The following is a 14375-nucleotide window of genomic DNA, read 5'->3' as shown; positions in this document are numbered from 1 at the left end:
CACACCCGGCGGATCAATGGCGGCCGCCTTCGAGATAGGCCGCGCGAACCTCCGGATTGGCGAGGAGGTCCTTGCCTGACCCGCTCATCGTCACACGGCCGTTGACCATTACATAGCCTCGATCGGAAAGCTTGAGCGCTCCGAAGGCGTTCTGTTCGACGAGGAACACAGTGAGGCCCTCGTTCTTGTTGAGCACCTTGATCGCTTCGAAGATACCTTTGACGATCAAGGGCGCAAGCCCGAGCGACGGCTCGTCGAGCAGCAGGAGCTTCGGACGCGCCATCAGCGCACGGCCGATCGACAACATCTGCTGCTCGCCTCCCGAAAGCGTCCCCCCACGCTGTGCCTGCCGCTCCTTGAGCCGCGGGAAAAGCGCGAAGACCTTCTCTACGTCTTCCTTGAAGTGCTTCAGATTGTCGAGGCTCGCACCCATCTGGAGGTTTTCGAGCACCGTCATGCGTGGGAAAATCCGGCGCCCTTCCGGCGACTGGGCAATCCTCAGACGCGCGATCTCATGCGTGGGCAGACGCGTGATGTCCTGGCCGTCGAAGTGGACCGAGCCGGTGCGCGCCTGCGGGCTGCCGCAGATCGTCATCATGAGCGTCGATTTCCCGGCGCCGTTGGCGCCGATCAGCGCGACGATCTCGCCGCGATGGACCTCCATGTCCACGCCGCTCAGCGCGCGGATATTGCCGTAATAGGTCTCGACGCCTCTCACATGCAGCAGGGGCGCAGTCATTGTCCGGGCCCCCCACGCTCGCCTTCGATTTCCTCGATTTCTCCGATCACCTCTTCAACCTCTTCGTCCTCGACACCCAGATAGGCCGCAATGACCTTTGGATCGTTCTTCACGAAGTCCGGGGTGCCGTCGGAAATCTTCTGACCGTATTCGAGCACGACGACGTGATCCGATATTTCCATCACAACGGACATATCGTGCTCGATCAACAGGATGGAGGTGCCGGTATCGCGGCGGATCTCTTGGAGCAGTTCATTGAGGGCGAGCGATTCGCGCGGATTGAGACCCGCCGCGGGCTCGTCCAGGCAGAGAAGCTCCGGCCCGGTACACATTGCGCGGGCGATCTCGAGCCGCCGCTGGGCACCATAGGGCAGGTCGCCGGCCGGATCGTCGGCTCGCTCGGTCAGCGATGCCTTTTCGAGCCAGTGCCTGGCGAGCTCGATCGACTCCCTGGATGCCTCGCGATAGGCCGGGAAGCCGAACAGGCCGAGAATGGTATAGCCGGATGCCCGCATCAGTTTGTTGTGCTGGGCAACGAGCAGGTTTTCGAGCACCGTCAGACCCGAGAACATGCGGATGTTCTGGAAGGTCCGAGCCACCTTGGCCTTCTTGGTGATCTCAAAATCCGGCAGCCGTTCCAGAAGGAATTCGGCGCCCGACTTCTGCCGCATGGTGATCATGCCCATTGTCGGTTTGTAGAAGCCGGTGATGCAGTTGAACACTGTCGTCTTGCCCGCTCCGTTCGGACCGATCAACGCCGTGATCTCGCCGCGCTCCGCCTCGAAGGAGAAGTCGTTGATGGCCATGAGACCGCCGAAGCGCATCGACAGGCGTTCAACCTTGAGGATGGGGTCTTTTGTCATGGTGTCGGTCCCAAAGGCCATCAGCCGTGCCCCTCTTTGGTGAAGCTGCCGGAGATTGCCCTGCGTTCGCGCAGGAACGCGGTCGGCTCGCGTGATCCGACGAAGCCGCGCGGCTTCCAGACCATGACGGTGACCATGGCGAGGCCGAAGATCAGCATGCGATAGAGTTCCGGCGTGAAGGTCGGTCCGAAGATCATCTTGAGGAAGGTCAGTTCACGCAGGATTTCCGTGCCGCCGATCATGACGACGGCGGCAATGGCGATACCCGTCAGCGAGCCCATGCCGCCGAGAACCACGATGGCGAGGATAACGGCCGATTCCAGGAAGACGAAGGATTCCGGCGAGACGAAGCCCTGACGCACCGCGAAGAACGAACCGGCAAAGCCGCCGAACATCGCGCCCGTCGCAAACGCCGTCAGCTTGGTGGTGACGGTGTTGATGCCGAGGGAACGGCAGGCGATCTCGTCTTCACGCAATGCCTCCCAGGCGCGGCCGATCGGCATCCGGCGCAGCCGGATCGTGACGAACGCCGTCAGCAGGGCGAGACCGAGGATCAGATAGAACAGGAAGATCTTGTAATAGGCCGAAGACATCGGAAGGCCCATCATTGCCGCGAAGCCGTCCTTCGTGGCATCGAACTTGATACCGAAGAGCGTCGCCTTGGCGATGCCGGAAACGCCGAACGTGCCTTTGGTGACTTCCGTCCAATTGATCAGCACGAGGCGGATGATCTCACCGAAGGCGAGCGTCACGATCGCGAGGTAATCACCCCTGAGGCGCAGCACCGGAAAGCCGAGAACGACCCCCCAGCAGGCGGCGAGAAGGCCGGCAATCGGCAGCAGCACCCAGAAGGACAGGCCGAAATAGCTGGAGAGCAGCGCGTAGGAATAGGCACCGACGGCATAGAAGGCCACATAGCCGAGATCGAGCAGCCCGGCGAGACCGACGACGATGTTGAGGCCCCAGGCAAGCATCACGTAGATGAGGATCTGAATGCCGAAATTGTCGACCCATTTCAGCGATCCCTGGACGCCCACGAGCGCGACGATCACCGGTGGGTAGAACAGCAGCAGGATGACCGCGATCTTCGACCAGTTGCGGCTGAAGAAGGTCTCCTCCTTCACCACATCGGGCGCGGCCGCCTTTGCCGCCTTGCGCTGCGCCAGCCGCGGCTGGACATAGGCGACCATGAGGAAACGGCCGACCATGGCGATGGCTACGAAGGTCGCGAGCAGGCCAAATCGCTGCGTGAGGATGAGCTCGTTGCGGATGTTCTGGTCGGTTTTCAGGCCGACGAAGAGCACGAACATTCCGAGCGTGATGAGGCCCGCAAAGACAGCCTCGCGGAGCGCCCGCGCCGTCAGCTCGCTGCCGGCGCTTGCGGTTGTGGATGCGACATTTGCCATGGAACTATACCTTCTCGACTTCCGGTCGTCCGAGAATACCCGACGGCTTGAAGATCAGGACGATCGCGAGAATCGAGAAGGTCGCGACATCCTTGTAGTCGATGGTGAAGTAGGCGGACCACAGCGACTCGATGAGGCCTATCAGCAAGCCGCCGAGCACGGCGCCGGGCAGCGACCCGATCCCACCGAGAACGGCAGCGGTAAACGCCTTGACTCCCGGCGCGAAACCGTCGGTGAACACGACCACGCCGTAATACATCAGATACATGGTCCCGGCGACAGCGGCGAGTGCGGCGCCCATGATGAAGGTCACCGAGATCGTGCGGTCGACATCGACACCGAGCAACGCCGCCATCTTGCGGTCCTGCTCGGTCGCCCGCTGGGCCCGGCCGAGCGGGGTTCGGTTGACGATGTACCAGAAGACCGAGAGCAGGATTGCCGTGATGACGACGATGATGATCTGCTTCAGAGAAACCGAGATGCCGAACAGATCATAGACCGAGGAGACCAGAGGCGGGATAGGCTTGTTCCGCGGGCCCTGCGTCACCTGGATGAAATTCGACAGCACGATCGACATGCCGATCGCCGTGATCAGCGGCGCCAGACGGAAAGAACCGCGAAGCGGGCGATAGGCCACGCGCTCGATGGTCCAGTTCCAAAGCGCAGCCGTCAGCATACCGACGACCATCATGATCAAAAGCGCCAGTACAACCGGCACGCCGGCAATGAATGTCGTGAGAAGCAAGAAGACGATCAATGCGGCAAAGCCGCCAAGCATGAAGATATCGCCGTGGGCGAAGTTGATCATGCCGATGATGCCGTAGACCATGGTATAACCGATCGCGATCATACCATAAATAGACCCAAGCGTCAGCCCGTTGACGAGCTGCTGGACAAAATACTCCATCAATCTTCCCCTGGACCGGATCCTGTCGGTCCGATCTCTTGTTTTTTAATACTCATTTTCGAGCATGTGCTAGGCCCGATTTCATACCGCTTTCAATTGAAAATGAAAGCTAAAAAATGCGCCACCACCAAATTGTTCCGCGATAAAATCGATTTGACACTTTTCGAGCCAGAAAAATGAAAATTTCAGCAGCATTCGCTTGCGAAATAGCCTCCTTCGGCAGCAAAGGGCAGAAAGCGGCAATGAAGCGGGGCGCATTACCGTGGGCGGAAGCCCCATCCCGCCGCGGCAAATGACCCGCGCAGCAATTCAAGTGCTACAGTGGCCGTTGCCCGTCTGATAAGAGGCGAAGCGCTCCAAAGCGAATCGCCTCGACCGCAAGAACAGGAAGCAATGCTGGACATACTGGAGACATCGGCGCTCGCCGCCGGACAAGCAATTCTGGAAATTTACCGGGCCGGGCCGGCCGTCACCTACAAGGCTGACGCCTCGCCCGTGACCGATGCGGACCACCGCGCCGAGCAGATCATCCTTGCCGATCTGGCGGCCGCCTTCCCGGATATACCGGTCGTCGCGGAGGAGGAGGTCGCCGCAGGCCACGTTGCCGATATCGCCGGAACGCGCTTCTTCCTCGTCGACCCGCTGGACGGCACGAAGGAATTCGTCGAGCGCAACAGCCATTTCACCGTCAATATCGGCCTCATAGAAAGCGGCGCACCCGTCGCCGGCGTCGTCTATGCACCGGCTCTCGGCCTCATCTATTCGGCGGCCGCGGGCATGGCGAAGAAGGCGGCCGTCGAGGATGGCCAGGTCACGGGCGAATGGACCACCATCGGCTGCCGCCGCTGCGGCGACCGGCCGATGGCGCTGACCAGCCGCTGGCACAACAGCCCCGAAACGATCTCCTTCCTCACCGATCAGGGCATCAGCGACCATGAGGCCGTGGGCTCGTCGCTGAAGTTCTGCCTGCTGGCGGAAGGCATTGCCGACATCTATCCGCGCTTCAGCCGGACGATGGAGTGGGACACCGCGGCAGGCGACGCGATCCTGAGGGCGGCCGGTGGCCAGACGCTTACAATGGCGGGCAATCCGCTCGGCTACGGCAAACGCAACCAACCGGATGACGTCGACTTCGCCAATCCCTGGTTCATCTCGCGCGGCAGGGCGTGAGCCGCAACGGCAGTCACATGTCTCTTGAAGAGGCGGCCGTGGCGATTAGGCTGCTGAGCGTTCCTTCGCTGAAGGGTTTGTCGATCCTCGGAACATCGCGAAGATGGCTCGGCAGCGCCAACAGTTCCCCGTAGCCACTGGTGAAGCCGAAGCTGATGCCCCGCGCCATCAGCGCATCGGCAACGGCAAAGCTCGTGTCGTCCCCCAGATTGATGTCGAGAATTGCGAAATCGAACGTATGATCGGCGATGAGTTCCATCGCCTTTGCCTTGGTGGTGGCGACGTGAACGCTCGTCACCCCGAGAGCGACGAGCATCTCTTCCATGTCCAGAGCGATAAGGAAATTATCCTCGAGGACGAGGACTGACTTGATGGCCGGCGGAACCTGACTGACTGGCATTATATCTGCACCCTCGGCCTCTCGATTTTCCGAGACCATAGAGAAGCGGCTAATAGAACACCCGGGGGGCCGGGCGCATTTAAAAAAGACATGTTGTACGTAATTTGACGCATGACGATTCGCATCAAATCAGCGGCCGCTTCGGCTCGCTGAATCCGTCCCAGCCGGCAAGCGCAAGCAAGCCGTCGATATCGTGGACGTCGCAACCCTTCTCGGCCCAGCGCAGGAGGCCCCTGGCCGCCAGCTTCTTCAGCGTCTTGTTGGTGTGGACGATCGAGAGGCCGAGCGTGTCGGCAACGTGTTGCTGCGTGACGGGAATAACGGTCCAGCCGCCGCGGAAGAGCTCCAGCGTGACGGCCCTCTGGTAAAGAAAGGCGATGAGGTAGGCTGCACGCTCCAGAGCGGAACGGCGGCCGATGCTCAGCAGATTCTCGTCCAGCATACGCTCCTCACGCGCTGCGATCCAGGTCAGATCGTAGGCGAGGTCGGGATGCTGCCTGTAGAGTTCGCCGAGCCTGTCGCGCTGGAAGACGCAGAGCACGACCGGCGAAAGCGCCTCGATCGAATGCTGCATCTCGCCCATGAGAGTGCCTTGCAGCCCGACGATATCGCCCGGCATCACATAGTTCAGGATCTGCCGCCGGCCGTCATCGAGCATCTTGTAGCGAAAACCCCATCCGGAAAGCACGGTGAACAGATGCTCGCTTTGCTCCCCCTCCGCGAGTATCGTCGCGCTCGCATCGAAGACGAGCTCACCGATCTTGAAGTGGGAGACGAATGCAAGTTCTTCCGCCTTGAAGGGGCGGAACAGCGGAAGCGGGCGCAAGGGACACTCTTTGCAGGGCGTGCCTTTGTTGAATTTGCCTTCGGTTATCATGAAGTATCTCGAGGCCCGGCGGACCGGAGCGGATGGGGCAGACTTGACACACTAGCATGGTGCAAAAGAACGACAAGACCGAAGACGAAAGCTGGTGATCGTGGCAACGCAGCACGCATTTTTCCCGTCGCGCTCCACGCAGTCTCATGGACTTGCCGGCGCGCAGACCCTATGTCTGGCTGATCCGTTCCAAGCAGAATCGAAACCATGCTGTCCTACTCCGCCATAGCCAAGAACAACGTCGCCGTCGTGACCGGCGCCGCCTCCGGCATCGGCCTTGCCTCGGCGCGGCGCTTCGCCAGCCTTGGAATGAAGGTTGTGCTCGCCGATCTCGGCGGCGAGAGATTGCACGCGGCGGCGGCCGAGGTAGCGAAGGCGGCTCCGGGCGGCTCCGGCGATGTCGCCGCGGTCGAAACCGACGTGTCGCGGGCCGACGAGCTCGTGGCTCTGGCGCGTTCCACGCAAGAGCGCTTCGGACACGTGCATGTGCTGATGAACAATGCCGGCATCCAGCCTGGCAGCTCTGTTTTCGGCCCACTGGAAAACTGGGAGGCCGTGATCGACGTCAACCTCTGGGGCGTCATCAACGGCTCGCGCATTTTCGCGCCGGCAATGATCGCCCATGGAGAGCCCGCGCTGATCATCAACACGGGGTCCAAGCAGGGCATCACCGCGCCGCCCGGCGATCCGGCCTACAATCTGTCGAAGGCCGGCGTGAAGGTCTTCACCGAGGCCCTGCAGCACGAACTGCGTAATACCGAGGACTGCAAGGTCAATGCGCATCTGCTGATCCCCGGTTTCGTCTACACGTCTCTCACCGCGCAAGGGCGCACGGAAAAGCCGGCGGGCGCCTGGACACCGGAACAGACGGTGGACTTCATGATGGAGAGCCTTGCCCGCGGCGACTTCTATATCCTTTGCCCCGACAACGAGGTCGCGCGTTCAACGGATGAAAAGCGCATCCTTTGGGCAGCGGGAGACATCGTCGAAAACCGGCCGCCGCTTTCACGCTGGCACCCGGATTACGGCGAAGCCTTCCAGTCGTTTCTCGCCGGGACGACGACAGGGAGGACAAAACCGTGACGAGCGGCATTCACCACATCACCCTGATCGCCCGCAAGGTACAGGCCAACGTCGATTTCTATGTCGGCTTCCTGGGGCTGCACCTCGTCAAGCGGACCGGCGGCTACGAAGATCCCAATCAGTTGCATCTCTTCTACGGCGACGCCGCGGGCTCGCCGGGCTCTCTCGTGAGTTTCCTGGTCTGGGAAGACGGCTCTCCGGGCCGGGTCGGTCACGGCCAGCCGAGCGAGATCGCCTTCGCCATTCCGCCTGACAGCATCGGCTACTGGATGACGCGAGCGCTGAAGTTCAACATCCAGGCGACCGGCCCGTCGCAGGAATTCGGCGAACCGGTCCTGCGTCTGAAGGACCCGGACGGCGTGATCGTCAAGCTGGTGGGAACGAACGCGCTTGCGGAGCCTGCGCCCTGGGCGGGAGACGACATCCCCGAAACGGACTCGATCCGCCGCTTACGCGGCGCGACGGTGCTCACGGAAAAACCGAAAGACACGGCGCACTTCCTTCAAAACCACTTCGGCTACACCGAGACCGGAGCGACGGAGAGCATCCGTCGCCTCACCTCCTCGTCCGGGGACGTGATCGATGTCCGCGATGCCGGCGGCTTCTGGAGTGCCGCCCCTGGTACCGGCACGATCGACCACATCGCCTTCCGCGCCCCCGATGAGGCGACCGTGCTTGCGGTGAGAGCCGATCTCGAGCAGGAGCACGCCGGCGCCACCAATGCGCATGACCGGAAATATTTCTTCTCGCTCTATGTGCGCGAGCCCGGCGGTGCGCTCTGCGAGCTCGCTACGGACGGGCCCGGCTTTACCGTCGACGAAGCTCCGGATGCTCTCGGCACGACGCTGTTCCTGCCCCCGCATCTGGCGAGCGATCCCACGGCAACGCTGGTCAGGCTGCCGCAATTCGCGCTGCCCGGCGAACCCAGGGTGCCGCAGCGCGAGCTTCCTTTCATCCATCGGTTCCACCGTCCGGAAAAGGCGAACGATCGTACCTTCGTGCTGCTGCACGGCAGCGGCGGCAACGAAATCGATATGCTGCCCTTCGGGCGTCAGCTCGATCCGCATGCGACTCTCCTGGGCGTGCGCGGCCGCAGCACCGAGGAAGGCTTCCCGCGCTGGTTCCGGCGCTTTTCGATGACGAAATTCGACCAGCAGGACATTCGCTCGGAAGCGGAAGCGTTTGCCGCCTTCGTCGAGGGCGCGCGCGAGAGCTACGGCCTCGACCCGGAGAAGACCGTGTTCATCGGCTACTCGAACGGGGCCAACCTGCTCGCCGCGGTGCTGCATCTCCACCCGGGCATTGTCAGGAACGCGGTGCTGATGCGCGCGATGGCGGCGCTCGAAAGCGCGCCGGAACCGGACCTTGCGGGCACCAAAGTGCTGATGCTCACCGGCAAGGACGATCCCTACGGCAAGCACGCGCCGGAACTGAAGACGGCGCTCAGGGCCAGCGGAGCCGATTTCGAGGAAGTCGACCTCGATACCGGCCACGGAATAGGCGTCGAAGACATCGCCGTTATCCGGCCCTGGCTCGCGGAATCCGGCCTCTGAGCGTCATGCCTTGCCGGCGACGTGATCGGCGAAGGCCTGTACGAAGCCGCGCAGCCTCTCCAGGGTCTGATCGTCCTTCAGCTGTCCGTCGCCGTCGAACAATGTATCGGCTTTCGGCACCATCAGCCGCTTGCCCGACCACATTTCGGCGCCGAGCGTCCGCATCACCGACAGCCAGGCGTTTTGGCTGAGAATGGTCCCGAAGCTTCCCGAAGATGCGCCGGCGAGCGCGAACGGCCGGCCGCCGAAGACCTTCTTTATGTCGGCTGGCGGGCGACTCAGCCAGTCGATCGCATTCTTGAAAACACCCGGGACCGAATTGTTGTATTCCGGCGTGAAGAAAATGACGCCGTCCGCCGCGACGATCTTCTGCTTCAACGCCTCCGCAGCGGCCGGAACGCCGCTTTCGGCCTCCACGTCTCCGTCATACAGCGGAATGCCATGCAAGGTCGCGGTCTCGAATTCCACCCCGTCCGGCGCCACCGCTTGTGCGGCCTTGAGCAATGCAGTGTTGAAGGAGGCCTTCCGCAGACTGCCCGATATGCCGAGAAGCTTGGTCATGAACGACAAATTCCTTTCGCTGGCGCGATGCCGCGCAAATCCCGCGTCAGTCAAAAAACTAGCGGGCTCGCGGCAAAAGGAAAGCCGGAATCGCTTCCGGCTCTTCATGTCGCGGCCCGGCGAGAACGGCAGCCGTTATTCCAGAGGCTTCAGTCTCGCCTCGATCTGAGCCCTCATCGGCTCGAGGAACGGCGGCAGCGATAGGCTTTCGCCAAGGGTTTCCATCGGTTCGTCGACCGCAAAGCCGGGCCCGTCGGTGGCGATCTCGAAAAGGATGCCGTTCGGCTCGCGGAAGTAGAGCGAACGGAAGTAGAACCGCTCGACCTCGCCGCTCGACGGCAGGCGGAACTCGCCGAGGCGCTCCGTCCACCGATGCAGCGTTTCGACATCCGGCGCCCGGAAAGCGACGTGGTGGACGGCGCCCGCCCCCTGGCGAGCGGCCGGCAGATCGGGCTGGACCGCTACATGCAGTTCGGCCGCCGGCCCACCCTCGCCCATCGAGAAGACATGCACCTCTCCGACACCATCGGGTGACGGATAGCTCCGCAGTTCGGCCATGTTCATGACACGCGTCAGCACGAGCGCGGTGTTGCTGATGTCCGGCACGCTGATGGTGATCGGCCCAAGGCCCTTGATCTGGTGCTCGGCCGGAACCGGGCTCCTTTCCCAAGGGTGGGACGGCGCCAATCCACCGTCGTCGACGAGCCGGAAGCGCTGGCCCTCGCCGTCCTCGAAATCGAGGGAGATACGGCCGTCGATTTCGGCGACCTCGCCGGAAGCGACCTCCAACTCATCGAAACGGCGCTTCCACCACCGCACGGTTTCTGCGCTGCCGACTCGAAGCCCGGTCCGCGAAATGCTGTGCGTGCCGCGTCCTTCGGGTCCGACCGGCCAGTCGAAGAAGGTCAGATCCGTGCCGGGGGTCGCCTGCCCGTCGGCATAGAAGAGATGATAGGCCGTCGTGTCGTCCTGGTTGACGGTCTTCTTGACCAGGCGGAGGCCCAGCGTCCGCGTGTAGAAGCGCAGGTTCTCCGGCGCATTGGCGGTTATCGCGGTCAGATGGTGAATACCAGTCAGTTGCAAGCTCATGATTGCCTCCTATTCGCTATGCTGCAGCGCCTTTTGCGTCAGTTGCGCGGCGCTGCAGGGCGGGCATTTCGGTTGAGCACAATATCGATCCGACCGAGCGTTTCCAAAAGGGGGACGACGCGAACGGATTGTTCTCCGATTAAGAACGATCTGGCAGATCAGCCGCGTTTCAAGTCCATGAGATAAGTATTCTCCGCCCGGGAAATGGCAAATGCCTGCGGGTCGATTTCGGCGAAGATCAGGGTTTCATCCGCGGAACCGGCCTTTGCCAGTGCCTGGCCATCCGGTGACGCTATCAGCGAGAGTCCCGCAAATGAAAACATGTCGTCCGAACCGCAGTGGTTGACATAGGCGACGAAGAGCTGGTTCTCGAAGGCCCGCGTCCGGATCATATGGTCGGTGATGAAAGTGCCGGACCATCCGGCCGGGAGGGCCGTCGGCACCAGCACCGCATCGGCACCAGCAAGCGCCAGGCGACGGACGTTTTCGGGGAATTCGACGTCGTAGCAGATCAGCATGCCGCAAGTGACGCCGCGGTGGTTGAACAGACGCGTCGAGGGCTCCGCTGGCGTGAAGAGCGAACGCTCGTAATCGCCATAGAGATGCGACTTCCGATAGACGATCGGGGTGGCATCGCCGTCGACGTGGACGGCGCTGTTGTAGATGGCACCCGCGTCCTGCTCCGCGAACCCGGCAACGATGGCGATGCCGGTTTGCAGCGAGATGCGCCCTAATTCTCGAACGATCGGCCCATCCGCCGGCTCCGCGAGCCTGCGGATGGCTTCCCCCGCGCCGTAGCCGGTGATTGCGAGTTCGGGGGCGACGAGCAGGCTCGCCCCCTTCCCGCAAGCCGCGATCGCCGCCCGCTCGATGCGGGCGAGATTGGCGGCCACGTCGCCGCCAATGCTCTTCATCTGCAGGGCAGCGAACTTCATCATTTTCCGTCCGACGACATGGCGCCGAGCAGCTTCGGCAGGTCTCCGAAGCGGGCGACGAGGCTGAAGATGACCGCGGCCGTCGTGACGAAGAGGATCGTCACGGAAGCCATGGTGGGCGTATAGCCGTAGCGAAGCGCGTTGAAGATCTTGATCGGCAGCGTCTCCATCGTGAAGCCGACGGTCATGTAGGCGACGATATACTCATTGAGCGACAGCACGAAGGCGAAGGCATAGCCGGAAACGATATAGGGCAGGATCAACGGCAGAACGACGGTGCGGAAGACAGTGCGGTCGTCCGCGCCCATCGTCGAGGCCGCCTCGACCAGCGAGCGGTCGATCGAGGTGAAGCCGAGAGACAGCGTGACGAGCGGCAGCGTCACGAAGAAGATCGCGTGGCTGACGACGGCGGTCCAGGGCTGGCCGTAAAAGCCGGCCGTCGCCCAGAAGGTGAGCAGGCCGAGCGCCGTAATAACCGGCGGCAGCGTGAAGGGCGCGACCCCCAGAAGCTGGAAGATGTTCGCCCATGGCGCGACGCGCCGCCAGAGGAACCAGGCAAGCGGCAGCGCGATCGCGACCGCAAGTGCGGCGGAAAGGAGCGCCAGCGTCACCGAGGCAAAAAGCGCGCTGCGCCATTCGGGGTTCAGGAAGATTTCCCCGTACCAGGATGTGGAGAAACCCTGGGGGGGAAAGGCGAGCGTCTGCTTGGCGTTGACCGAGACGCCGGCGACGACGATCAGCGGCAAAGCGAGAAAGAGCCCGATCAGGGAGAAGTAGACCTTGCGGAAAATGGTGCTCATGCCGCCTCTCCCTTCCGTCCCGCGATGACCGTTAGAGCCACCAGCCCAAGCGTCACCAGGACGAGAAACACCGCCATCGCCGCGGCGAAGGGCATGTTGGACTGATAGATCGCCTGATCGGTGATGAGCACCGACAACGTCCAGTGCTGCGGCCGGCCGAGGAGTTGCGGCAGGAGATAGGAGCCGAGCGCGAAGATGAAGACCATGATCAGCGTCGCGGTGATCGTGTTTCTCAACGCCGGAACGACGACGGTGAAGAAGGCCCTGAGCGGCGAGGCACCGAGTGTGCGGGCGGCTTCCGTCAGTGTCGGGTCGAGGCGCACGAGCGCGGGGAAGAGCACGAGCACGGTATAGGGAAAGGCCTGATAGACCATGCCGGTCAGCACAGCGGCAAAACTCGGCGTGAGCGCCTTCGCCTCACCCATGAGCCCGAGCGCCACGAGGATGTTGGTAATGCCGGCCGTGCGCGAGAAAAGGGTGGACCATGCAAAACCGATGATGACTTCGGAGAGAGAAAGCACGGAGAGCAGAGCGACGAGCCACACGACCTGCACCCGGCGCGCCATACGCGTGAGCAGATAGGTGAAGGGCAGCGCCAAGACCACGCAGCACGCGGCGACCGCGATCGCCAGCATCAGGGAAAAGCCGAGCACGCCGCCGAAGAAGGCCGAGAGGAAGCGGGCATAATTGTCGTAGACGAAGGCCGGCGTATAGAAGCCGCCCTGCTGGCGCTGAAAGAAACTGACTGCGATCATCGTGCCGAAGGGCACCACGAAGAAGATCGTCAGCATTCCCGCGGGGAAGAGGATCGGCAGGTAATCACCGAAGGTTCGGGGCGGTTCGCGTCTCATCTGGCGAGCACCACACAGACATCGGGCGTGAGAGCGACGCCGACCTCTTGGCCGACCGTCACCTGCGGCCGGGCGCGCGGCGTCGAGACCGCCACGATCTGCCGGCCGGCGACATCGACGAATGTCTCGATCGTGCCCCCGAGATCGCGCACGAAGGTCACCGTGCCGGAAAGCGCTCCGGTACCCGGCGCGGTCAGGTGCACGTCTTCCGGGCGGATCGAAAGCATCGCCTTCGCCGCGCCCGGCGGCAACTGCAGGCCCGGCACCGGCTGACCGAGCACCGTCACGCGGCCCGAAGTGTCCGCCTCCGCTTCGATCAGATTGGTCTGCCCGATAAAATCGGCGACGAAGCTGTCGGCCGGCCGGCGATAGATCTCGATCGGCGAGGCAGCCTGCCGGATCTCGCCGCCGTTCATGACCACGACCGTATCGGCCATGGTCATCGCCTCGCGCTGGTCGTGGGTGACTACGATGGTGGTGATGCCGAGCTTCTGCTGCAACTGCCTGAGCTCGACCTGCATCGCCTCGCGCAGCTTGGCGTCGAGCGCCGACAGGGGCTCGTCGAGCAGAAAGAGCTTCGGCGAAATCGCCAGCGCCCGGGCTATCGCCACGCGCTGGCGCTGGCCGCCGGAGAGCTTCGAGACCGGCCGGTCGGCATAGCCCGACAGGTGAATCATCGAAAGCAGCTCGTCGACCCGTTTCCTCTGGTCTTCCTTGGGCGCGCCGCGGATGCGCAGCGGATAGGCGATATTCTCGCCGACGGTCAGGTGGGGAAACAGCGCCAGCGACTGGAACACCATGCCGAGATTGCGTTTATGCGTGGGAACCCGGGTGATGTCCTCGCCGTCGAGCCCTATGGAGCCCGAGGTCGGCAGGTCCAGACCTGCGATCATGCGCAAGAGGGTGGTCTTGCCGCAGCCCGACGGCCCGAGCATGCAGACGAATGTGCCGTGCGGCACCATCAAGTCGACATCGTTGACGGCCCTGAACGACCCGAATTCCTTGACGACGTTTTGAAGGGCAAGTCCCGACATATGTTCCCCGTTTCGCGCCTCATGCGCGGATGTCACCGGCCACGTCAGACGCTGCCGCGGTGACACTTCAAAATTCCAAATCAGCTTATCCCTAAACCGCTTCCGGT

The 14375-nt window shown here is 62.6% G+C and carries 15 protein-coding genes; 3 read left to right on the top strand and 12 right to left on the bottom strand.

Features of this window, described 5'->3' with window-relative positions:
* Nucleotides 1-13 precede the first annotated feature (13 nt).
* From AC6CIG_RS04470 to AC6CIG_RS04455, 4 genes are read right to left on the bottom strand one after another with little or no spacing between them, the layout of a single operon-like run.
* Nucleotides 14-739 carry an ABC transporter ATP-binding protein gene (locus AC6CIG_RS04470; protein ID WP_018095765.1) on the bottom strand — a complete coding sequence of 242 codons (726 nt, stop codon included), beginning with the start codon at nt 737-739 and terminating at the stop codon, nt 14-16.
* The gene (locus AC6CIG_RS04465; protein WP_018095766.1) at nt 736-1623 is read right to left on the bottom strand and encodes an ABC transporter ATP-binding protein; all 888 of its coding nucleotides are present in this window, start codon (nt 1621-1623) and stop codon (nt 736-738) included. The genes AC6CIG_RS04470 and AC6CIG_RS04465 overlap by 4 nt, the downstream gene beginning before the upstream one ends.
* Nucleotides 1623-3008 carry a high-affinity branched-chain amino acid ABC transporter permease LivM gene (gene livM / locus AC6CIG_RS04460; protein ID WP_018095767.1) on the bottom strand — a complete coding sequence of 462 codons (1386 nt, stop codon included), beginning with the start codon at nt 3006-3008 and terminating at the stop codon, nt 1623-1625. The genes AC6CIG_RS04465 and livM overlap by 1 nt, the downstream gene beginning before the upstream one ends.
* Nucleotides 3009-3012: 4 nt before the next feature.
* Nucleotides 3013-3915: a branched-chain amino acid ABC transporter permease gene (locus tag AC6CIG_RS04455; protein WP_003525638.1), complete on the bottom strand. Its 903-nt coding sequence runs from the start codon at nt 3913-3915 to the stop codon at nt 3013-3015.
* Nucleotides 3916-4308: 393 nt separating this feature from the next.
* On the opposite strand from AC6CIG_RS04455, the gene cysQ reads away from it, so the two are divergent.
* Nucleotides 4309-5085, top strand: a complete 777-nt coding sequence (gene cysQ / locus AC6CIG_RS04450; protein ID WP_127710225.1) for a 3'(2'),5'-bisphosphate nucleotidase CysQ — start codon at nt 4309-4311, stop codon at nt 5083-5085.
* A 13-nt stretch (nt 5086-5098) separates the two neighbouring features.
* Here cysQ and AC6CIG_RS04445 read toward each other — a convergent pair whose 3' ends face one another.
* Nucleotides 5099-5485, bottom strand: a complete 387-nt coding sequence (locus AC6CIG_RS04445) for a response regulator (protein ID WP_018095769.1) — start codon at nt 5483-5485, stop codon at nt 5099-5101.
* A 124-nt stretch (nt 5486-5609) separates the two neighbouring features.
* Nucleotides 5610-6362, bottom strand: a complete 753-nt coding sequence (locus tag AC6CIG_RS04440; protein WP_018095770.1) for a Crp/Fnr family transcriptional regulator — start codon at nt 6360-6362, stop codon at nt 5610-5612.
* 207 nt (nt 6363-6569) lie between these two features.
* Here AC6CIG_RS04440 and AC6CIG_RS04435 point away from each other — a divergent pair, with 207 nt between their 5' ends.
* Complete coding sequence (locus AC6CIG_RS04435) at nt 6570-7445, top strand: SDR family NAD(P)-dependent oxidoreductase (protein ID WP_498322458.1); 876 nt, start codon at nt 6570-6572, stop codon at nt 7443-7445.
* Complete coding sequence (locus AC6CIG_RS04430; RefSeq protein ID WP_127710229.1) at nt 7442-8998, top strand: VOC family protein; 1557 nt, start codon at nt 7442-7444, stop codon at nt 8996-8998. The genes AC6CIG_RS04435 and AC6CIG_RS04430 overlap by 4 nt, the downstream gene beginning before the upstream one ends.
* A 3-nt stretch (nt 8999-9001) precedes the next feature.
* Here AC6CIG_RS04430 and AC6CIG_RS04425 read toward each other — a convergent pair whose 3' ends face one another.
* From AC6CIG_RS04425 to AC6CIG_RS04400, 6 genes are all read right to left on the bottom strand, one after another.
* Complete coding sequence (locus AC6CIG_RS04425; protein WP_100671918.1) at nt 9002-9559, bottom strand: NADPH-dependent FMN reductase; 558 nt, start codon at nt 9557-9559, stop codon at nt 9002-9004.
* Nucleotides 9560-9694: 135 nt separating this feature from the next.
* Nucleotides 9695-10648: a ring-cleaving dioxygenase gene (locus AC6CIG_RS04420; RefSeq protein WP_437411683.1), complete on the bottom strand. Its 954-nt coding sequence runs from the start codon at nt 10646-10648 to the stop codon at nt 9695-9697.
* 158 nt (nt 10649-10806) lie between these two features.
* Complete coding sequence (locus AC6CIG_RS04415) at nt 10807-11586, bottom strand: carbon-nitrogen hydrolase family protein (RefSeq protein WP_127710233.1); 780 nt, start codon at nt 11584-11586, stop codon at nt 10807-10809.
* The gene (locus AC6CIG_RS04410) at nt 11583-12383 is read right to left on the bottom strand and encodes an ABC transporter permease (RefSeq protein ID WP_018095776.1); all 801 of its coding nucleotides are present in this window, start codon (nt 12381-12383) and stop codon (nt 11583-11585) included. Before AC6CIG_RS04410 ends, AC6CIG_RS04415 begins: the two co-directional genes overlap by 4 nt.
* The gene (locus AC6CIG_RS04405) at nt 12380-13234 is read right to left on the bottom strand and encodes an ABC transporter permease (RefSeq protein ID WP_018095777.1); all 855 of its coding nucleotides are present in this window, start codon (nt 13232-13234) and stop codon (nt 12380-12382) included. Before AC6CIG_RS04405 ends, AC6CIG_RS04410 begins: the two co-directional genes overlap by 4 nt.
* Nucleotides 13231-14268 carry an ABC transporter ATP-binding protein gene (locus AC6CIG_RS04400; RefSeq protein WP_100671922.1) on the bottom strand — a complete coding sequence of 346 codons (1038 nt, stop codon included), beginning with the start codon at nt 14266-14268 and terminating at the stop codon, nt 13231-13233. Before AC6CIG_RS04400 ends, AC6CIG_RS04405 begins: the two co-directional genes overlap by 4 nt.
* Between the last annotated feature and the right edge of the window lie 107 nt (nt 14269-14375).

The organism is Sinorhizobium sp. GQ132, assembly GCF_059758575.1.
Note: the sequence above shows the minus strand (reverse complement) of the source record. Positions and strands in the feature narration are given on the sequence as shown.